Here is a 19920-nt window from a genome sequence, read left to right on the forward strand (position 1 = left end):
GCAACTTATGTCCTGTTGCAGACCCTACCCCCGCCCTTCCAACCGCTTCTCAATCGCGTCCAGCTTCGCCATCACCTCATCCCGGTAGGCATCGGTAGCGGCGACGTCCTCTTCGTGGTGGGCGTCTTGCATGGAGTTCACGATCAGACCCACCAGCAGGTTCACCACCGCAAAGGTCGTGACCATGATGAAGGGGATGAAGAAGGCCCAGGCATATGGGTAGACCTCCATCACCGGGCGGACGATTCCCATGGACCAGCTTTCCAGCGTCATGATCTGAAACAACGAATAGGCCGATTGCCCGAGTGACCCGAACCATTGCGGGAAACTTGCGCCGAAGAGTTTGGTCGCCATGACAGCGCCGATGTAGAAGATGATCCCCATCAGCATGAAAACCGACCCCATGCCGGGCAGCGCTGTGATGAAACCTTCGACCACGCGGCGCAGGCTGGGCGCGACCGAGACGACGCGCAGCACCCGCAGGATGCGCAGCGCCCGCAGGACTGACAGCCCTTGGGCGGCGGGCACCAAGGCGATGCCGACGATCACAAAATCAAAGATGTTCCAGCCATCGCGGAAGAACGCGAGGCGATGGGCGAAAAGTTTCAGCGCAATCTCGGTCACGAAGATCGCCAGACAGATCGCATCAAGCCGCAGGATCAGTGGGCCATAGGTGGCCATGACGGTCGATGACGTCTCAAGCCCCAAGATGACGGCGTTGAACAGGATCACCGCGATGATCCCGCGCCGCACGGCGGCGTGGTCAAGAAAGGCGGCGATGGCTGTGCGCATGGTGGTGCTGGTCCCGTTGCTGTCCCGTGTGGATATGTGGCGCGTGCGGCATGGCTTCAAGGGAAATCGCGACGCAGGGTCAGGGTTTGCAAGCGGGCGCTGCGCGCGGCAGTCTGGCGCAAACCGGAGGGACCACATGAAAGCCGTCAAAATCTATCGCTGGATCGTGTTCTTGCTGGCCGCTGGCTATTGCCTGCGCATGGTGTTTCTCAGCGATTATACGAACTTTTCCGGGCCATTCCGGTTTCTGACGGTTTGGGCGCTGTTTTGCTCTTTCTTTGCCGCCAGCCGCATGATGGCGATCGAGGAAGGCCGCAGCACCAAACGCTGGGACGGGTTCGTCAGCATGACCGCGGTCGTGAACGCGATGGTTGTCTATCTTTACTGGTCGCTGTTCCTGAACGATCCAACATCCGTGACCCGCGACGGCAAGCTGGGCGAACCCTATCTGGAGCTTTACCTGCACGGTCTTGGCCCGCTGCTGCAATGGATTGATGCCACCTTCATTCACCGCGCTTTCCGCCGGTTGAAAGCGGGCGCCTTGTGGCTGATTGGCCTGATTAGTGTCTATATTTGCTGGATAGAGTTTGTGGTACAGGCGCTGGCGACGACGCCGCGCGGCACAGTGACCAATGGTCTGCCCTATCCGTTCCTGAACTCGCTGACGGTGCCCGACCGCCTGGCGACTTATGGTACCTATTTTGCCGCCGCCGGGGTGCTGTTGCTGGCCTTTGCGGGCATCGCCTGGGGTGTCAGGCGGATGTTTCCGCGGCTAGAAGGGCCGCAAGCCCTGCCCGATAGTCCGGGTAGCGCAGGGTAACGCCCAGCTCTGTCTTGATCCGGTCGTTCCGCACTTTCTTGCTTTCGGCATAAAAGCTGCGTGCCATTGGCGTCATCTCTGCCGTTGCGAAATCTTCGGCCTCTGGCACGGGCAGGCCCAGCAAGTCGGCCGCATGCGCGATCACGTCTTCGGGCGGGGCCGGGTCATCGTCACAGACGTTGTAAGCTGCACCCGGATTTGGCCGCGCGATGGAGGCGGCGAGGACCTGTGCGATGTCTGTCACATGTGTGCGGCTGAACACTTGTCCGGGCTTGATGATCCGTCGTGCCGTGCCATTGCGCACCTTGGCAAAGGGGCCACGTCCGGGGCCGTAGATGCCCGCAAGGCGGAAGATGTGGAGCGGCAGTCCGGGGATGGCGGACCATTCGCTTTCGGCTCTAACACGGGCGATTCCGCGTTTGGTGGCCGGGGTCAGGGGCGTGTCCTCATCCACCCAATCGCCCTGATGGTCGCCGTAGACCCCGGTCGTGGACAGATAGCCGACCCATTGGAATTGCCCGGCGCGCTGTGCAATTTCATCGCGCAATTCTGCCAGTACCGGGTCGCCGTTTTCATCCGGCGCGGCCGAGATCAACAGATGCGTGGCCGCATCCAGCGCGGGGATCATGTTGGCGCCGGGCCAGATCCGCGGCTCAACCCCGCGCGCCATCATGGCGGCCAGCTTATCCTCGTTCCGGGTGGTGCCGATCACGCGCCAGTCCCGCACATGCGGTTCAAGCGCCTGCGCAGAGTAACCGTGACCGAATGAAAGCAAAGTCTGTGTCATGCCTTGGGATGGCCCAGCACTGGACGGGATGCAAGGTTATGTTAACGTTTGCCTATGCCCAAGCTGCCCAACCTGTCGGATGCTTATGCGCTGTCGTCAGACGATGGCATTCGCGCGCTTTATGACGCTTGGGCGCAGACCTATGACGCCGGTTTTGGCGAGGCGATGGGGTATCAATTGCCGCGGGCCGTCGCCCTTGCGTTTGCTGGTGCTGGTGGCGTGGGCCCCGTGCTTGATTTCGGGGCCGGTACCGGGCTGGTCGCGGACCATTTGGCGCACATGCGGATCGGTCCCATTGACGCTGTCGACCTGTCCGAAAAGATGCTGCGTGTTGCCCAAAGCAAAGGCCACTATCGCGACCTTTACAGTGACGACATTTTTGAACCTGGTCACACCCTTGCGCCTGCGTCCTATGCCGGGATCGTCAGTGCCGGGACATTCACTCATGGACACGTTGGGCCAGAAGGTTTGCGGCCTCTTCTTGCACTCGCAGCCCCCGGTGCTACCTGCGTGCTGTCTGTCAATGCCGGACATTACGATTCTGCCGGATTTGCCCCTGTATTGTCCGCTTTAGACACTGTTTTTGCCGAACGGAAGGCACAGGACGTGCGCATCTACGATGACCGCGCCGAGGAACAGCATCGCAACGATCTGGCCAAGCTTCTGATCCTGAAACTGCGCTAACGTCCCTTCCAGACAGGATCGCGCTTTTCCGCAAAGGCGCGCGCGCCCTCTGCCTGATCCTCGCTGGCGTAGAGCCGGTCAACAGTTGGCAACTGCCGTTTGGTGATCCGGTTCATGCTGTCTTGAAATTTCGCATCTTCCGCATCGCGCACGATCTCTTTGATCGCGGCATAGACCAGCGGCGGGCCACTTGCGATCAGTCCGGCCATCTTCTGCGCTTCGGCCATCAGGTCTGGCCCCGGATGAATATGGTTCACGATGCCCCAACTGTGCGCCTCTGCCGCGTCAAACCAGCGCCCGGTCAGTAACAATTCCATCGCGATGTGATAGGGGATGCGCTTGGGCAACTTGACGCTGGCGGCATCCGCCACGGTGCCTGACCGAATCTCGGGCAGGGCAAAGGTGGCGTGGTCTGCAGCCAGAATGATGTCCGCCGAAAGCGCCAATTCCAGCCCGCCGCCGCAGCAAATGCCGTTCACAGCGGCGATCACCGGCTTATTCATTTGTGGCAATTCCTGCAGCCCCCCAAATCCGCCAACGCCATAGTCGCCATCCACCGCATCACCGTCGTTCGCGGCCTTGAGGTCCCAACCGGGGCAAAAGAACTTTTCACCGGCACCGGTAATGATCGCCACGCGCAGGTCCGGGTCGTCGCGGAAAGTGGCAAACACCTCGCCCATGCGACGGCTGGTTTGCAAATCAATCGCATTGGCCTTTGGCCGGTCGAGCGTCACAGTCAGGATCGCGCCATCGCGCTGGGTCTTGATCGGGTCAGTCATCGGCTTTCCTTATCAGCGCATCCGCTGCAACCGCGCGGGTGGGGGTGCAAATCAGCGGGTTCACCTCAACTTCGGCAATGGTGTCCGCATGGGCAAGGACATAGTCCTGTATCGCCATGATTGCCGCAACAATCGCAGCGTGGTCTGCGGCAGGTTTACCGCGATACCCGGCAAGCAATTTGGACGTTTTCAGCCTTGTTAGAGCCTGTTTCACGCTGTTTTCAGAGGTCGGCAGCAACAGATGCACGGTGTCATCCAGCAGTTCGGTCAATGTGCCGCCTGCGCCGAGCGTCATCAGAAATCCGCATGTGGGATCGGCGGTGATCCCCACCAAAAGCTCTGCCACACCATCTGTCACCATCTCTTCGACAAGGTAGCCGGGCGCGTTCATTTGGGTGGCGGCGTCGGGCACATCCGCATGAGTAAGATGCAACTTGACCGCGCCATGATCCGTCTTGTGGGCAAAGCCGGATCCTTTCAGCACCAGCGGCGCGGACAGCGTGTCGACCTGATCCAGCGCGGTGGTGCCATTGGGGATCGGCACACCATATGCGGCTAGCGCCGACTTGGCGGCATGTTCAGTCAGAACATTCCCACCCAGCGCGTTGTGGCGGCACAGGTCCAATTCCAAATCCGGTGCACCCCGCTGAACCGCCGCGGCGACGGCGGCCATCGCGGTGTCCAACCCGTTCAGCGGCACGAGTCCCGCTTGCATCAGGTCGGTGGCAACGGCCTCTGGCATCAGCTCTGGGAGAGTCGCAATCATCGCCACCGGTAGTCCACCCTGCGCCCGCGTGGCCTTAGCCGCATCAATCGCGCAGTCCCAATCCGCAACGTCGCAACGGTCAGCACGGGGGAAGTCTACGATCAGCATCGTAAGGGCCAAATCAGTGTCTAACATGGCCGAAAATGCAGCCGTCATGGCATTGGTGTCGCGCCAAATGTAGGTGTGATAATCCAGCGGATTTGCCAGCGCGACCTTGGGGCCAAGGGCTGCAGAAAGCGCCTTTTTCTGCTGCGGCTTCAACGGGGGAAAGCGCAGCCCATGCCGCTGCGCCAGATCAGCGGCCAATGCCGCTTCTCCGCCAGAACAACTGATCGTGGCGATGTCGCCATGTGGCAGCGGCCCGGTCACATGCAACAGCTTCAACGCCTCGATCAGCGTACCAAGATCATCCACCCGCGCGATCCCGAGCCGCGCCAAAAGCGCTGCACTCGCCGCGTCTTGCCCGGCCAGCGAGGCGGTGTGGGATACAGTGCTGGCCTGCGCCTCGGCCGAGCGACCGACCTTCAGCGCGACAATGGGGATGTTCCTTGCGCGGGCTTTGCGCGCCAGAACTTCCCAATCGTGGGGATCGCCGAACCCTTCGATATGCAATCCAATGGCAGTGACACGCGGATCATCCAGCAGGGACGCCGCGATCTGCGCCTGTGTGGTTTGTGCCTGATTGCCGCAGGTGATCACATGACTGATCGGAAGGCCGCGCGTCTGCATCGTCAGGTTGATCGCGATGTTGGACGACTGCGTCAGGATCGCCACACCCCTGTCGCAGGCAATAAGCCCGTGCTGATCGGGCCATAGCGCCGCACCATCCAGCGCGTTGATCAACCCATAACAATTGGGCCCCAATACCGGCATCTCACCAGCCGCTTTCAGCAAACGGTCATGCAGATCGCCACCATCCGCGACCTCGTCAAAACCAGAGGCAAAACAAACCGCGCCGCCAGTACCCGCGCGGCGCAACCGTTCCACGGCTCCAATGGTCGCATCCCGGTTGATTCCGACAAAAGCCGCGTCCGGAACACCGGGCAGGTCAGGCACACCTCGGTAAGCTTTTCGCCCCAGAATAGTGTCTTTTACAGGGTGAATTGGCCAAATCTCTCCGGCATAGCCGATCTTTTCCAGCTGCAGGATCACAGCCGCGCACCAGGCGCCGCCGCCAATCACGGCAACGGACTTGGGGTTCAGTAAACGGGACAGGTCACGTGTCATGGCAGACACCAACGCTGTCTGAAACGGGGGGAGCCTCCGGCGGGGATTATTTTGGCCAGAAGAAGATTTGGTTGTACCAGGGGGTCCACCTCTCGCGTCCTCAGACCGCGAGAGGCTTCTCCTGGCGCGGTCATCGACGTCCCCGCCTGTACCGCCTGCAGAAGCTGCGCGATTCCGGTTAAGGGTCCGTTACTTCTTCTGGCCAAAAATATCCCGGGGGGAGTCCGCTTGCGGACGGGGGGCTGGCCCCCCTCCCACGGCGACGCAATCTTGCGGCGCAACATGCTAGGCGCCCAACGCGCGCAAAAGATCGCGGCTGATGATGTGGCGCTGAATTTCAGATGTCCCGTCCCAGATCCTTTCCACCCGTGCATCGCGCCAGAACCGTTCCAGCGGGTAGTCGTCCATCAGGCCCATCCCCCCGTGAATCTGGATCGCGGCATCAGTCACCCGCGCCAGCATCTCAGTGGCGTAGAGCTTGGCGCTCGCAATCTCCCGGTTCGCGGGCTGGCCCTTGTCGAGCCGGTCGGCGGCGGCGAGGGTCAGGAGATCGGCGGCGTCGATTTCGGTGATCATGTCGGCAAGCTGAAAGCTGATCCCTTGGAATTTGCCGATCTTCTGGCCGAATTGCTCGCGCTCTGCGGCATAGTTCAGCGCATAATCGAAACACCGCCGCGCCCGGCCCACGGACATGGTGGCGACTGTGATCCGCGTGGCATAAAGCCATTCGTTCATCACATCAAAGCCGCCATCAACTTCGCCCAGCACCTGCGCATCCGGCAGGCGGCAGTCGTCGAATTCAAGGATCATGTTCTTGTAGCCGCGGTGGCTGACGGACTTGTAACCGTCCCGGATCGTAAATCCGGGTGTGCCGCGATCCACCAGAAACGTCGTGATCCGCTTCTTCGGGCCGCGCGGCGTCTGATCCTCACCCGTTGCCACAAAGACGATCAGAAAATCAGCGTGATCCGCGCCCGAGATAAAGTGCTTCGTCCCGTTCAGCACCCAATCCCCGCCATCGCGCACAGCGGAACACTTCATCCCCCGCACGTCCGACCCGGCGCCGGGTTCTGTCATGGCCAGCGCATCCATCCGCTCGCCCCGGACAGCGGGCATCAGGTAGCGGTCGATCTGTTCGCCCTGACAGGCCATCAGGATGTTTTGCGGCCGCCCAAAGAAGTGGTTCAGCGCCATTGATCCGCGCCCCAGCTCTCGTTCAACCAGCGCAAATTCGATATGGTTGAGCCCCGCGCAGCCGACGCTTTGCGGGAAATTGCAGGCATAAAACCCTAGGTTTAGAGTCTTTTCCTTGATCTCTTGCGCGATCTCGGCGGGCACTTCGCCGGTGCGTTCAACAAGGTCTTCGTGGGGGTAAATCTCTTTCTCGACGAAGCTGCGGACGGTTTCCGCGATCATGGTATGTTCGTCAGTCAGGCCATAGGTGCTCATGGGACACTCTGCGTTTGGTTTGGGACAATTGCGTCGGGCAGCTGCCCACGTTCATCCCGGTCGGCGGGTGCTTGTCCAAAGCGATAGGTCGTCGCAGAAGACCGTCATGTTGACATCTGCTTTTTGCGGACGGCGTCGCGCGCTTCGGCGTCAGTGGGCATAGGTCGAACCCTCTTCGTCAAGGATCGCCTTAAGCTCGCTCAGGTGGCGGGTGTCCTGGTCAGGGTAGTCTTCCAGCTCGCGCGCGGTCTTTTCCGCGATGTCGTCGGGGATCAGCCGCAAGGGCTGGCCGGTTTGCAGGGCGCGGATATAGGTCTCTGCCGCGCGTTCAAAATAATAGAGCCGGTTGAAGGTCTCTGCCACGGTGGCCCCGATGATCAGGATGCCGTGGTTGCCCATGACCATGACCTTTTTCTTCGGGTCGGTGAACAAGGCCGCGCAGCGCGCGCCTTCGTCTTCAAATGCAAGCCCACCGTAGTCGCCATCAACGACAACACGGTTGAAGAAGGTACAGCAGTTCTGGTCGATGGGTGGCAGGGTACTGTCGGCCAGACTGGCCAGCACCGTGGCGTGGATCGAATGGACATGCATCGCGCAGCGGGCGTGCGGCACAAGCCGGTGAATGCCGCCGTGCAGGCCCCAGGCCGTGGGGTCAGGTGCGTTCGGGCCGGACAAGGTATCGGGGTCGTTGGCGTCCACCTCGATCATGTCGCTGGCCTTGATCCGGGCAAAATGCATCTGATTGGGGTTCATCAGGAACCGGGAGCCGTCATCGTTGATCGCAAGGGAAAAGTGGTTCGCGACACCTTCGTGCATGTTCAGCCGCGCCGTCCAGCGAAAGGCCGCGGCCAGATCGACCCTTTCGGCCCAGTGGGTCATATTGTGCTGTGGTGCGTTCATGGCGGTCCCTTTTTGCGCAACACGCTGCCAGCGAAACGGGTCTGAGGCAAGAATTATGAAGACGCGCCGGGATTTGTCGGGCTGGGCATTGTTCCCGGCGGGCCGATCTGGAATGATCCGCGCCGAAACAAACCCCAAAGAAAGATGTCGTCATGGCTTTCAAACCCGCCAAATGGCCCCGCAAGCTTCGCTCTCAGGAATGGTTTGGCGGCACGTCGAAAGATGCGATTTATCACCGGTCGTGGATGAAAAATCAGGGTCTGCCTGCGGATTTGCTCGACGGCCGCCCGGTGATCGGAATTTGCAACACATGGTCAGAGCTGACCCCGTGCAACGCGCATCTGCGCGATCTGGCAGAGCGGGTGAAATTCGGCGTCTACGAGGCGGGCGGTTTCCCGGTGGAATTCCCGGTGTTTTCGCCGTCTGAATCGACACTGCGGCCGACAGCGATGATGTACCGCAACCTTTGTGCGATGGACGTGGAAGAGGCGATCCGAGGCAAGGCGATGGACGGTGTTGTTTTGCTGGCTGGCTGTGACAAGACCACGCCGGCGCTGCTGATGGGCGCGGCCTCGGTCGATTTGCCGGCAATTGTGGTGTCGGGCGGGCCGATGCTGAACGGTCATTTCCGGGGCGAACGGGTCGGGTCCGGCACGCATCTGTGGAAGTTTTCCGAAGCCGTGCGCGCGGGTGAGATGACGGCAGAAGAATTTGTGGAGGCCGAAGCCTCCATGTCGCGCAGTCCGGGGTCGTGCAACACGATGGGCACCGCCAGCACGATGGCCAGCATGGCAGAGGCACTGGGCATGGCCTTGTCTGGCAATGCCGCGATCCCCGCCGTGGACAGCCGCCGCCGGGTGGCCGCACATATGACGGGCCGCCGGATTGTGGACATGGTCAAGGATGACCTGAAGCCATCGGACATCATGACCAAAGAGGCGTTCGAAAACGCGATCCGCACCAATGGCGCGATTGGCGGGTCGACCAATGCGGTTGTGCATTTGCTGGCCGTGGCAGGCCGGGTCGGCGTTGATCTGACGCTGGATGACTGGGATCGTTGCGGGCGCGATGTGCCGACGATTGTGAACCTGATGCCTTCGGGCAAGTATCTGATGGAAGAGTTCTTTTATGCCGGTGGCCTGCCGGTGGTGATCAAGCATCTGGGCGACAGTGGGCTGTTGCACAAGGATGCGCTGACCGTGTCTGGCGGGTCGATCTGGGACGAGGTGAAGGACGTCAAAAACTGGAATGACGATGTGATCCTGCCAGTGGAAAAAGCGCTGGCGCGATCGGGCGGTATTGCGGTGTTGCGCGGGAACCTCGCGCCCAAGGGCGCGGTGCTGAAACCTTCCGCCGCCACCGAAAGCCTGATGGTCCACAAGGGCCGGGCTGTCGTGTTCGAGGACATCGACGATTACAAAGCGCGGATTGATGACGAGGATCTGGATATTGATGAAACCTGCGTGATGGTCCTGAAAAACTGCGGGCCGCGCGGCTATCCGGGCATGGCAGAGGTGGGTAACATGGGTCTGCCGCCGAAAATTCTGCGCAAGGGCATCACCGATATGGTGCGGATTTCGGATGCGCGCATGTCCGGCACAGCCTTTGGCACCGTGGTTCTGCATACCTCGCCCGAGGCGGCGGTGGGCGGGCCGCTGGCGGTGGTGCAATCGGGCGATATGATCGAATTGGACGTGCCGAACCGCAAGTTGCATCTGGATATTCCGGATGCCGAACTGGCCGCGCGGATGGAGGCCTGGCAGGTCGAGAACTCGGGTGCGAACCCGCGCCCAGATGGCGGCTATGCGCAGCTTTATCATGATAGGGTTCTGGGGGCTGATACCGGGGCCGATTTTGATTTCCTTGTGGGTTGCCGCGGCAATGCCGTGGGGAAAGAGGCGCATTGATGATGGAGATCTGTCTGGTCGGGATCGGCAAGATCGCGCAGGACCAACATGTGCCTGCGCTGAACGCCAGCGCGGATTGGACATTGGCCGCCACGGTCAGCCGGTCAGGGTCTGTTGAGGGCGTGTCTGCGTTCACTGATTTCGACGCCTTCTTGGCGAACAGTGATGTCCCTGCAATCTCGCTTTGTTTGCCGCCTGTGCCGCGGTTTGATTATGCCGCCAAGGCGATTGCGGCAGGGCGGCATGTGATGCTGGAAAAGCCCCCCGGTGCGACGCTGGCCGAAGTGCACGCGCTACAGCAGATGGCGGATGACGCGGGCGTGGTCCTGTTTGCCACATGGCACAGCAGGATGGCGGCGGGTGTCGCGGGGGCCAAGGCTTGGTTAGCGGACAAACAGATCAAGCGGCTGCACATCACCTGGCGCGAGGACGTGCGCAAATGGCATCCGGGGCAAGAGTGGGTGTTCGACCCCGGCGGCATGGGGGTCTTTGACCCGAGCATCAACGCGCTGTCGATCCTGACCGAAATTTTGCCAGCACCAGTGTTTCTGCGCGAAGCGACGCTGGAGTTCCCTGAAAACCGGGATACGCCGATTGCGGCAGAGCTGAGCTTTACCGGCGGAGTGACGGCGGATTTCGATTGGCGGCAAGAGGGGCCGCAAACTTGGGGCATGGTGGCCGAGACCGACGCCGGTGTGCTGGAACTGGCCGATGGCGGTGCGACGCTTTTGATTGAAGGCGTGGCGCAGGATGTTGGGCCGAACCGCGAATATCCGGCGCTTTATGACCGGATGGCGGATTTGGTCAGGCGCGGTGTGTCGGATGTTGATCTGGCCCCGATGGTGCATGTGGCGGATGCCCTGACGCTGGGCCGTCGCGTGACCGTCGCGCCCTTTGCATTCTAAGCATTGAGCGCGCGAAGCGCGCACGTGATGTTTTGCGCCGCCATTCGGCGTCGCGATACGAGGGGGCTTTGCCCCCTCGCGCTCCCCCAGCATATTTAAGTTCAAAAGAAAGAGACGGTTGGGCGGTTTATGCGCTGCCTAAAATTTACCATTTGATAAAAAATGAAGTTGTGGCAGGCTGTGGTCAGGATTTTCTGACGGAGTGACCATGGCAGATGTGATGACCCCCGGACTGGCCATTGGCCGATTGGATGCTGACGCGCTGGCGCAGAATTTTGACGATCTACACCCCGCGCTGACCCCGCACGAGGCGGTTGTGGCGGCGGATCGCTGCTATTTCTGTCATGATGCGCCTTGTGTGACGGCCTGTCCCACGGACATCGATATCCCACTGTTCATCCGGCAGATTAGCACCGGCACGCCAGAGGCTGCGGCGCGGACGATTTTTGACCAGAACATTCTGGGCGGGATGTGCGCGCGCGTCTGTCCGACCGAGGATTTGTGCGAGGGCGCTTGTGTGCGTGAAATGGCCGAAGGGAAGCCGGTTGAGATTGGTCGCTTGCAGCGCCATGCGACCGATACGCTGATGGCGCAGCAGGGGCATCCTTTTGTGCGTGCGCCAAGCACCGGCAAGCGGGTCGCAGTGATTGGCGCGGGGCCAGCGGGGCTGGCGTGCGCGCATCGGTTGGCGATATTGGGGCATGATGTTGTGCTGCTTGAGGCCAAGGGCAAAGCGGGCGGGCTGAATGAGTTTGGCATCGCCGCTTATAAGGCCACCGACGATATTGCCGCGCGCGAGGTGGAATGGCTGCTGGGTGTCGGCGGGATTGAGCTGCACACCGGGCAGATTTTGGGCGAGAGTTTTCAGCTTGAAGAGGTGGCCGGGTCGTTTGACGCGGTGTTCCTGGGTGTTGGGCTTGGCGGCGTTAATGCGCTGGGCGTGGCCGGTGAGGATCTGGATGATGTGGTCGACGCGGTGCGGTTCATCGCGCATCTGCGGCAGTCCAAGGACATGAGCGAGCTGCCGATTGGCCGCAATGTGGTGGTGATTGGCGGCGGCATGACGGCGATTGATGCCGCCGTGCAATCCAAACTGCTGGGCGCGCAAAATGTGACGGTTGCCTATCGTCGTGGGCGCGACCAGATGGGGGCGAGCGCCTATGAACAGGATTTGGCCGCATCCAAGGGTGTGAACCTGATGTTCAAAGTGCAGCCGAAAGAGGCGCTTGCCGATGAAGATGAATACCTTGCCGCGGTGGAGCTGGAATATACCGCAGATACAGGTGATGGCCTGAAAGGCACAGGTGAGACGGTGCGCCTGCCCGCCGATCAACTGTTCAGCGCGATTGGGCAGACGCTGACGTTGGATGCCGGACTTGAACTGGACGGGCGCAAGATTGCTGTGGGGCCGACGGGCCGCACCAGCCGCGAAGGTGTCTGGGCCGGTGGTGATTGCACACCGGGCGATGATTTGACCGTGGTGGCCGTGGCCGAGGGGCGCGATGCGGCGATGGATATTCATGCAACCTTGATGGGAGCGAACTGAAATGGCTGATCTGACAACAGACTTTCTGGGCATCAAAAGCCCCAATCCATTCTGGCTGGCCTCTGCCCCGCCCACGGACAAGGAATACAACGTGCGCCGCGCCTTTGAGGCGGGCTGGGGCGGTGTTGTGTGGAAAACGCTGGGCGCCGAAGGGCCACCGGTCGTGAACGTCAATGGTCCACGCTATGGCGCGATTTATGGTGCGGACCGGCGGCTTTTGGGGCTTAACAATATCGAGCTGATCACCGATCGGCCGTTGGAAACCAACCTTGAGGAAATGGCGCGGGTCAAGGCGGATTACCCGGACCGTGCGCTGATCGCATCCATCATGGTGCCCTGTGAAGAGCAGGCCTGGAAAGACATCCTCCCGCGGGTGGCCGAAACAAATGCCGACGGGATCGAGCTGAATTTCGGCTGCCCGCATGGGATGTCTGAACGAGGCATGGGGGCTGCCGTTGGGCAGGTGCCGGAATACATCGAAATGGTGACCCGCTGGTGCAAGCAGTATTACGACCGCCCGGTGATCGTGAAGCTGACGCCGAACATTACGGACGTGCGCAAACCCGCGTTGGCGGCCAAGAACGGTGGCGCGGATGCGGTGAGCCTGATCAACACGATCAATTCGATCACCAGCGTCAATCTGGACACGATGTCGCCCGAACCCTCAATCGACGGCAAGGGCAGCCATGGCGGCTATTGCGGCCCGGCGGTCAAGCCCATCGCCATGTCGATGGTGAGTGAGATTGCGCGGCATGAACCCACGCATGGCTTGCCGATTTCTGGCATCGGCGGGATCACCACATGGCGCGACGCGGCAGAGTTCATGGCGCTGGGCTGTGGCAACGTGCAGGTCTGCACTGCGGTGATGACCTATGGCTTCAAGATCGTGCAGGAAATGATCTCAGGCCTGTCGCAGTGGATGGATGAAAAAGGCCACCGGAGCACCGCGGACTTCATCGGCATGGCGGTCCCGAATGTGACCGATTGGCAGTATCTGAACCTCAACTACGTGGCCAAGGCCAAGATCGATCAGGATAGCTGTATCTCTTGCGGGCGCTGCTATGCGGCTTGCGAAGACACCAGCCACCAGGCGATTGCCATGTCAGAAGATCGGACGTTTACGGTCATCGACGAGGAATGCGTGGCCTGCAACCTGTGTGTGGACGTCTGCCCGGTGCAGGACTGCATCAGCATGGTCCCGATGGAACCCGGACAGGTCGATCCACGCACCGGCAAAGTGGTCGAAAAGGAGTACGCCAACTGGACCACGCACCCCAATAATCCCGGCGCTGTCGCGGCTGAGTGACCCAGGGTAAGGAATACCTTACTTTCACCAGACGGGGAATATACGGCACAACCTCCCCATACTAAGGGTGACGGATTGTGAGTGATCTGAGCGGCGTGTTGTGTGGAGCAACCGCCGCTCAATTCGTTTGGGGTGTGTGGTTTTGGATGGGCGTGAGGTCTTTGACGACATCACGACTTTCTGGATGTGACACCGGAGGCTGCACTTTGGTTGCTTTGTTTGATGCGAGGCGCGTGGCAGTTTCGTCTGCCTTGCGGCCCTCAAGTCATTTTGCTTTGAAGGTCAGCTAAGAGCCCAAAATGACATTCATTCAGCGCGCTGGCAGGCCCGGAACAAGGGCTTTAGCCCGCCGGGCCCATCGCCGACCCGCCCCGACGGGTCGGCGATTTGCCATCCGCGCGCACCGCTGATGCGGAAGATGACCCTACAACCATAAAGCGCAGAAGCATCTCCGTTGGATCGCCCACCCGCGTGTCGGCGATGGGTCCGGCTATGCGCGAAAGTCGGCTTCGTCCGCAAAGCAGCCACCGCAATCCAAAGCACTAGACAGGGCGCAGGCGCGCGCGCAGCAGGGTATCCAGATGGGCCCCTGCGTCTTCGAACCAGTCTTTGCGCCCAAGCACCGCGTTCACCTGCACCTCAAAATCGGCGTAGTGCTGGGTCAGTGACCAGATGGAAAAGATCAGGTGGTGCGGGTCAACCTCGGCGATCTTGCCCTCCGCTGCCCAAGCGCGGATCACCACCGCTTTTTCGTCGACCAGCTCTTTCAAATCACCTGACAAATGCCCCGCGATATGCGGTGCGCCTTGCAGAATTTCGGTGGCAAACAGGCGGCTTTCGCGGGGGTAGTCGCGGCTCATCTCCAGCTTGCGCATGGCATAGGCCATGATCTCTTTCACCGGGTCGCCTTGCGGGTTCATCGCGATCAGCGGATCAAGCCAGGTTTCCAGCAGGCGTTCCAGCAAGGCCGTATAGATCGCGTCCTTGGACGGGAAATAATACAGCAGGTTGGGCTTTGACAGGCCCGCCGCTTCGGCAATCTGGTCAAGCGTGGTGCCGCGGAAACCGTATTGCGAAAAGGCATCCAGACCTGCGGCCAGAATGGCGGCGCGGTTCTTGGCCTGAATGCGGGTCTGCGGCTTTTTGCTCATAAGGTCGGTGCCCGATATTTAGGCGCCCGGAACAACGGGCGGGGTTGTGCGCCTCAAAAGGCGGCGGATGCCACTTCTTTGCGCGAGAAACTTGACTGGTTCCATCCCTCTGTTAGCGTTCGTTTGACCAGTTGGTCAAATCATGAATGCACGGCGGGGGATGATGACATGGCGGCACCGGGTGAAAATCTGCGGATCAACGGCGACCGTTTGTGGGACAGTCTGATGGAGATGGCCAAGATCGGCCCCGGCATTGCAGGCGGCAACAACCGCCAGACCCTGACGGATGAAGACAGCGAAGGCCGCCACCTGTTTGCCGATTGGTGCAAGGCCGCGGGCATGACCATGGGCGTCGATGAGATCGGCAATATGTTCGCCCGCCGCGAAGGCACCGACCCCGACGCGCTGCCCGTCTATGTCGGCAGCCATCTGGATACGCAGCCCACGGGCGGCAAGTATGACGGTGTGCTGGGTGTGCTCGGCGGGTTGGAAATCATCCGCACGATGAATGACCTCGACATCAAGACAAAGCATCCCATCGTCGTCACCAACTGGACGAATGAGGAAGGCACGCGCTATGCCCCCGCGATGCTGGCCTCCGGTGTTTTTGCCGGCAAACACGCGCTCGATTGGGCCTATGATCGGGTTGATGCCGACGGCAAACGGTTCGGGGATGAACTGGAACGCATCGGCTGGAAGGGGCCCGAGAAGGTTGGTGATCGCAAGATGCACGCCTTCTTTGAATTGCACATCGAACAGGGGCCTATTCTGGAGGCAGAGGGTAAGGACATCGGCGTTGTGACCCATGGACAGGGTCTGCGCTGGATCGAATGCACCGTGACCGGCAAGGAAAGCCACACCGGGTCGACGCCCATGCATATGCGTAAGAATGCAGGGCGCGGTTTAGCGCTGATCACCGAACTGGTGCATGAAATTGCCATGAAGAACCAGCCGAATGCGGTCGGTGCCATCGGCCACATCGACGTCTATCCCAACAGCCGCAACATCATCCCCGGCAAGGTGGTCTTTACCGTCGATATGCGCACGCATCTGCTGGATAAGCTGAACGCGATGGTCGACGAGCTGATGACCCGCGCACCCGCGCTGTGCGAAGACATCGGGGTCAGTTTCGACGCCCATATCGTAGGCCAATTCGACCCACCCGCCTTTGACGAAGGCTGTGTCGGCGCTGTGCGCGAGGCCGCAGAGCGTCTGGGCTATTCCCACATGGACATTGTGTCAGGCGCCGGCCACGACGCCTGCTGGATCAACGACCTCTATCCCACCGCCATGGTCATGTGCCCCTGTGTCGATGGGCTGTCACACAATGAAGCCGAGGAGATCTCCAAAGAATGGGCCATGGCCGGTGCTGACGTGCTGATGCACGCAGTGATCGAGACGGCGGAGGTGGTGGGGTGAGCTCCGTAATGGCCAACAACGCAATTGAAAGAGTGAAGAACCTCTTTGATAGGAGTCTGATTCAGAACAATTTTCGCGGTACGTATGTAGAGTGTTTGGTCGCTGAGCTCCTGAGCTCCGGGTGGGAGCAAACCAGAGATTGGGCTGGGTGGGATTTTGAACACGCTGACGGTACCAGACTCGAAGTCAAACAATGTGCGCAAAAGCAAAGTTGGGACCAGTCGAATTCTGTAAACCCACGTGCAAGACGCTTCTCGATTCGAAAGCCAGTCGGTTACTATGAAAGGGATATCTGGGTCGATGCCGACAGGCGGCCTGCCCAAATCTATGTACTTGCGTGGCACGGTGAATGCGGGATCGAAGCGGATCAAAGGGAGCCGGATCAGTGGCAGTTCTTTGTGATTCCTGAGCATGAGCTGCCGGAACAAGACACAATAGGCCTGGGTCGTATCAGAAAGACTTACGAGCCGGTCGAACACACCAACCTTGCACGGGCAGTGGAAGCTCTGCGTAATGAGGGAAAACCAACATGACCTTACGAGGTTGGAACCTCCTTGGCATCTTGATGCATCCAAGAGCGTATCTCGCCCTAGGCGGCCTCCTCCTCGCCGCCTGCGGCGATCGCGACGCGCCGCTGAACCCCGGCATGCCGGGCATTGTTGTTGAACAACTGCCATTGGGCGTCAGTCTGGATACCGTGGGGAAGGATACCAACGGTTGCTTTTTCTACAGCCAAAACGGCGCCGTCTTTGTCGTCACCGACGACTTTGGCGCGCCCATCTGTCTGCCCTAATCGAAGGAGAATACCATGACCACAGTCATCAAGAACGGCACCATCGTCACGGCGGACCTGACCTATAAGGCCGACGTGTTGATCGACGGCGGCAAGATCATCGAGATTGGCATGGCGCTGAAGGGTGATGAGGAACTCGACGCCTCCGGCTGCTATGTCATGCCCGGCGGGATTGACCCCCATGTGCATCTTGAGATGCCGTTCATGGGCACCTACTCCAGCGACGATTTTGAAAGTGGGACGCGGGCGGCGCTGGCCGGTGGCACCACGATGGTCGTGGATTTCTGCCTGCCCAATCAGGGCGAAAGCCTGCTGGACGCGATCAAGCGCTGGGACAACAAATCGACCCGCGCGAATTGCGATTATTCCTTCCACATGGCGGTGACATGGTGGGGCGAGCAGGTGTTCAACGATATGCAAACGGTCGTGCAGGACCGGGGCATCAACACCTTCAAGCACTTCCTTGCCTACAAGGGCGCGTTGATGGTGAACGATGATGAGTTGTTCAGCAGCTTCAACCGTCTGGCGGAACTGGGCGCAATTGCCATGGTCCACGCCGAAAACGGCGACGTGGTGGCCGAGATGACGGCGAAGCTGCTGGCAGAGGGCAACACCGGGCCAGAGGCGCACGCCTATTCGCGACCCAGTCAGGTCGAGGGCGAGGCGACAAACCGCGCGATCATGATCGCTGATATGGCGGGCGTGCCATTGTACGTCGTGCACACGTCCTGTGAGGAAGCGCATGAGGCAATCCGGCGCGCCAAGCAGCAGGGTAAGCGGGTCTGGGGTGAGCCGCTGATCCAGCATCTGACATTGGACGAATCCGAGTATTTCAACCCTGACTGGGACCACGCCGCGCGCCGGGTGATGTCGCCACCTTTCCGCAACAAGAAACATCAGGATAGCCTGTGGGCTGGTCTGCAATCGGGATCGCTCAGCGTCGTGGCCACAGACCATTGCGCCTTTACGACGGAACAGAAACGCTATGGCGTTGGCGATTTTTCAAAAATCCCTAACGGCACCGGCGGGCTGGAAGATCGGATGCCGATGCTTTGGACTCACGGGGTGGAAACCGGACGGCTGACGCCAAATGAATTTGTGGCAGTGACCAGTACCAATATCGCCAAGATTTTGAACTGCTATCCCAAGAAAGGCGCGGTTCTTGTCGGTGCTGACGCCGATCTGGTGGTCTGGGATCCGGCCAAGACCAAGACGATCACCGCGGGCGCGCAGCAGTCGGCCATCGACTACAACGTATTCGAGGGCCAAGAGGTCAAAGGCCTCCCCCGCTTCACCCTGACCCGCGGCCACGTGGCAGTGCACGACGGCGAGATCCGCACGCAAGAGGGCCACGGCAAGTTCGTCAAACGCGACCCGAACGGGACGGTGAACAAGGCGCTGTCGAGCTGGAAAGAGCTGACCGCGCCACAGCCGGTGCAGCGGACGGGTATTCCAGCGACGGGGGTTTGATGGAGAAGGAAGTGGTCGGCTCGGTGGTGTGTGAAAAAGCGGCGATTGATAAGACTGACCGAGCTAACGTTCATTGGGATCGGGCGAAAGCCTGGTCCGATTATCTCGGGTACCATGCACGCGCATTCTTCTTTTTGACTTTGGGATTTATCTGCCTTGCGCAGATGCAGGGCGAAGTGCGTTTAGCGAGCGACGGCCCTGACACAGTACTTTTGTTGCAGGTGGCTGCTTTTTTGTCCTTTTCTTATGCAGCAATTATGTTCGTATTTGTTATCGGTGTAACTCACCATTTCTTGAATGTGAGAACGCCGGATCACTGGTTGGTCTCCCCACTTATTGGAGCCGCCGGAGTGATCTATTCTGCAATGGTTGGTTCGATGTTTTGGGCGATTGGTCGAATGGCCGCAATCAGATTGAGTGACCTTCTAGACATTGGAATTGCACAATGAAATGTGTAACTGCCAAATCCCTCGACCTCACCTTCCAGACCAATGACGGGCCGGTCCATGCGCTCAAGGATGTGAATCTTGAGATTGGGAAGGGAGAATTCGTTTCCTTCATCGGCCCCTCGGGCTGCGGGAAGACGACGTTTCTGCGCTGCATCGCGGGGTTGGAGACGCCGACGGGCGGAGAGATCCAGGTCAACGGGATGACGCCCGAGGAGGCGCGAAAAGCACGCGCCTATGGCTATGTCTTTCAGGCGGCAGGGCTTTATCCCTGGCGCACGATCGGGGGAAACATCCGGTTGCCGCTGGAGATCATGGGGTTTTCCAAGTCCGAGCAGGCCGAGCGGGTCACGCGCACGCTAGAGATGGTTGATCTGGCGGGGTTTGAGAAGAAATACCCGTGGCAATTGTCCGGGGGGATGCAGCAACGCGCGAGCATAGCCCGCGCGCTGGCGTTCGATGCGGATATCCTGCTGATGGATGAGCCGTTCGGGGCGCTGGATGAGATTGTCCGTGACCATCTGAACGAACAGCTCTTGGCGCTTTGGGCGCGGACGGAAAAGACCATTGGCTTTGTGACCCATTCCATCCCGGAGGCGGTCTATCTGAGTACCAAGATCGTGGTGATGTCGCCCCGGCCCGGGCGGATTACGGATGTGATCGACAGCCCGCTGCCCAAGGAACGCCCTTTGGATATTCGTGACAGTGCAGAGTTCATCGATATTGCGCATCGGGTGCGGGATGGATTGCGCGCGGGGCATATTGATGCGTGA

Annotated in this window: 19 protein-coding genes; 12 read left to right on the plus strand and 7 right to left on the minus strand. The window is 60.2% G+C overall.

The genetic code is table 11. The features are described 5' to 3' along the window. Positions 1 to 24: 24 nt before the first annotated feature. A complete protein-coding gene (locus AB3Y40_RS16290) occupies positions 25 to 792 on the minus strand; it encodes an ion transporter (RefSeq protein ID WP_369439936.1) in 768 nt (255 codons plus the stop codon). 136 nt (positions 793 to 928) lie between these two features. On the opposite strand from AB3Y40_RS16290, the gene AB3Y40_RS16295 reads away from it, so the two are divergent. Further along, on the plus strand, positions 929 to 1612 hold the full coding sequence (locus AB3Y40_RS16295) for an androgen-induced gene 1 family protein (RefSeq protein WP_369439937.1): 684 nt from the start codon (positions 929 to 931) through the stop codon (positions 1610 to 1612). Here AB3Y40_RS16295 and AB3Y40_RS16300 read toward each other — a convergent pair. Then, positions 1545 to 2399, minus strand: coding sequence for an SDR family oxidoreductase (locus AB3Y40_RS16300; RefSeq protein ID WP_369439938.1), 855 nt, complete (start codon positions 2397 to 2399; stop codon positions 1545 to 1547). The two genes, AB3Y40_RS16295 and AB3Y40_RS16300, sit on opposite strands and share 68 nt — an antisense overlap. Positions 2400 to 2453: 54 nt before the next feature. Between AB3Y40_RS16300 and AB3Y40_RS16305 the strand changes: the two genes are divergently transcribed. Further along, positions 2454 to 3083: a class I SAM-dependent DNA methyltransferase gene (locus AB3Y40_RS16305; RefSeq protein WP_369439939.1), complete on the plus strand. Its 630-nt coding sequence runs from the start codon at positions 2454 to 2456 to the stop codon at positions 3081 to 3083. Here the strand turns inward: AB3Y40_RS16305 and AB3Y40_RS16310 are convergent. The 4 genes from AB3Y40_RS16310 to AB3Y40_RS16325 all read right to left on the minus strand — a co-directional run bounded on the left by AB3Y40_RS16310 (position 3080) and on the right by AB3Y40_RS16325 (position 8204). Beyond that, a complete protein-coding gene (locus AB3Y40_RS16310) occupies positions 3080 to 3862 on the minus strand; it encodes a carnitinyl-CoA dehydratase (protein ID WP_369439940.1) in 783 nt (260 codons plus the stop codon). The genes AB3Y40_RS16305 and AB3Y40_RS16310 overlap by 4 nt on opposite strands. Then, positions 3855 to 5855 carry an acetate--CoA ligase family protein gene (locus tag AB3Y40_RS16315; RefSeq protein ID WP_369439941.1) on the minus strand — a complete coding sequence of 667 codons (2001 nt, stop codon included), beginning with the start codon at positions 5853 to 5855 and terminating at the stop codon, positions 3855 to 3857. The genes AB3Y40_RS16310 and AB3Y40_RS16315 overlap by 8 nt, the downstream gene beginning before the upstream one ends. A 285-nt stretch (positions 5856 to 6140) precedes the next feature. After that, complete coding sequence (locus tag AB3Y40_RS16320; protein ID WP_369439942.1) at positions 6141 to 7304, minus strand: acyl-CoA dehydrogenase family protein; 1164 nt, start codon at positions 7302 to 7304, stop codon at positions 6141 to 6143. A gap of 150 nt (positions 7305 to 7454) precedes the next feature. Then, the gene (locus AB3Y40_RS16325) at positions 7455 to 8204 is read right to left on the minus strand and encodes a class II aldolase and adducin N-terminal domain-containing protein (RefSeq protein ID WP_369439943.1); all 750 of its coding nucleotides are present in this window, start codon (positions 8202 to 8204) and stop codon (positions 7455 to 7457) included. Between the two features lie 152 nt (positions 8205 to 8356). On the opposite strand from AB3Y40_RS16325, the gene araD reads away from it, so the two are divergent. From araD to preA, 4 genes are all read left to right on the plus strand, one after another. Continuing rightward, positions 8357 to 10111, plus strand: a complete 1755-nt coding sequence (araD, locus tag AB3Y40_RS16330) for an L-arabinonate dehydratase (protein ID WP_369439944.1) — start codon at positions 8357 to 8359, stop codon at positions 10109 to 10111. After that, entirely contained in the window at positions 10111 to 11016 is a 906-nt protein-coding gene (locus tag AB3Y40_RS16335) for a Gfo/Idh/MocA family protein (protein WP_369439945.1), read from the plus strand. The genes araD and AB3Y40_RS16335 overlap by 1 nt, the downstream gene beginning before the upstream one ends. A gap of 208 nt (positions 11017 to 11224) precedes the next feature. Next, complete coding sequence (locus AB3Y40_RS16340; RefSeq protein WP_369439946.1) at positions 11225 to 12562, plus strand: NAD(P)-dependent oxidoreductase; 1338 nt, start codon at positions 11225 to 11227, stop codon at positions 12560 to 12562. A 1-nt stretch (position 12563) separates the two neighbouring features. After that, a complete protein-coding gene (preA, locus tag AB3Y40_RS16345) occupies positions 12564 to 13868 on the plus strand; it encodes an NAD-dependent dihydropyrimidine dehydrogenase subunit PreA (protein ID WP_369439947.1) in 1305 nt (434 codons plus the stop codon). 542 nt (positions 13869 to 14410) lie between these two features. On the opposite strand, the gene AB3Y40_RS16350 is transcribed toward preA, so the two are convergent. Then, positions 14411 to 15019 (minus strand): TetR family transcriptional regulator C-terminal domain-containing protein, encoded by a 609-nt coding sequence (locus AB3Y40_RS16350; protein ID WP_369439948.1) that lies wholly within the window; start codon positions 15017 to 15019, stop codon positions 14411 to 14413. Positions 15020 to 15187: 168 nt separating this feature from the next. On the opposite strand from AB3Y40_RS16350, the gene AB3Y40_RS16355 reads away from it, so the two are divergent. Genes AB3Y40_RS16355 through AB3Y40_RS16380 form a run of 6 tightly spaced genes read left to right on the plus strand, consistent with a single transcriptional unit; the run spans position 15188 to position 19920 of the window. Then, complete coding sequence (locus AB3Y40_RS16355) at positions 15188 to 16438, plus strand: Zn-dependent hydrolase (protein ID WP_369439949.1); 1251 nt, start codon at positions 15188 to 15190, stop codon at positions 16436 to 16438. Between the two features lie 8 nt (positions 16439 to 16446). Next, positions 16447 to 16971 (plus strand): hypothetical protein, encoded by a 525-nt coding sequence (locus tag AB3Y40_RS16360; RefSeq protein WP_369439950.1) that lies wholly within the window; start codon positions 16447 to 16449, stop codon positions 16969 to 16971. Continuing rightward, positions 16968 to 17231, plus strand: a complete 264-nt coding sequence (locus AB3Y40_RS16365) for a hypothetical protein (RefSeq protein WP_369439951.1) — start codon at positions 16968 to 16970, stop codon at positions 17229 to 17231. The genes AB3Y40_RS16360 and AB3Y40_RS16365 overlap by 4 nt, the downstream gene beginning before the upstream one ends. 15 nt (positions 17232 to 17246) lie before the next feature. Then, the gene (hydA, locus tag AB3Y40_RS16370) at positions 17247 to 18701 is read left to right on the plus strand and encodes a dihydropyrimidinase (protein WP_369439952.1); all 1455 of its coding nucleotides are present in this window, start codon (positions 17247 to 17249) and stop codon (positions 18699 to 18701) included. Next, positions 18701 to 19150 carry a hypothetical protein gene (locus tag AB3Y40_RS16375; protein WP_369439953.1) on the plus strand — a complete coding sequence of 150 codons (450 nt, stop codon included), beginning with the start codon at positions 18701 to 18703 and terminating at the stop codon, positions 19148 to 19150. Before hydA ends, AB3Y40_RS16375 begins: the two co-directional genes overlap by 1 nt. Then, positions 19147 to 19920 carry an ABC transporter ATP-binding protein gene (locus tag AB3Y40_RS16380; protein WP_369439954.1) on the plus strand — a complete coding sequence of 258 codons (774 nt, stop codon included), beginning with the start codon at positions 19147 to 19149 and terminating at the stop codon, positions 19918 to 19920. Before AB3Y40_RS16375 ends, AB3Y40_RS16380 begins: the two co-directional genes overlap by 4 nt.

The sequence above is a fragment of the Yoonia sp. R2331 genome, assembly GCF_041103235.1.
In the GTDB taxonomy this organism is placed as follows: Bacteria; Pseudomonadota; Alphaproteobacteria; order Rhodobacterales; family Rhodobacteraceae; genus CANMYO01.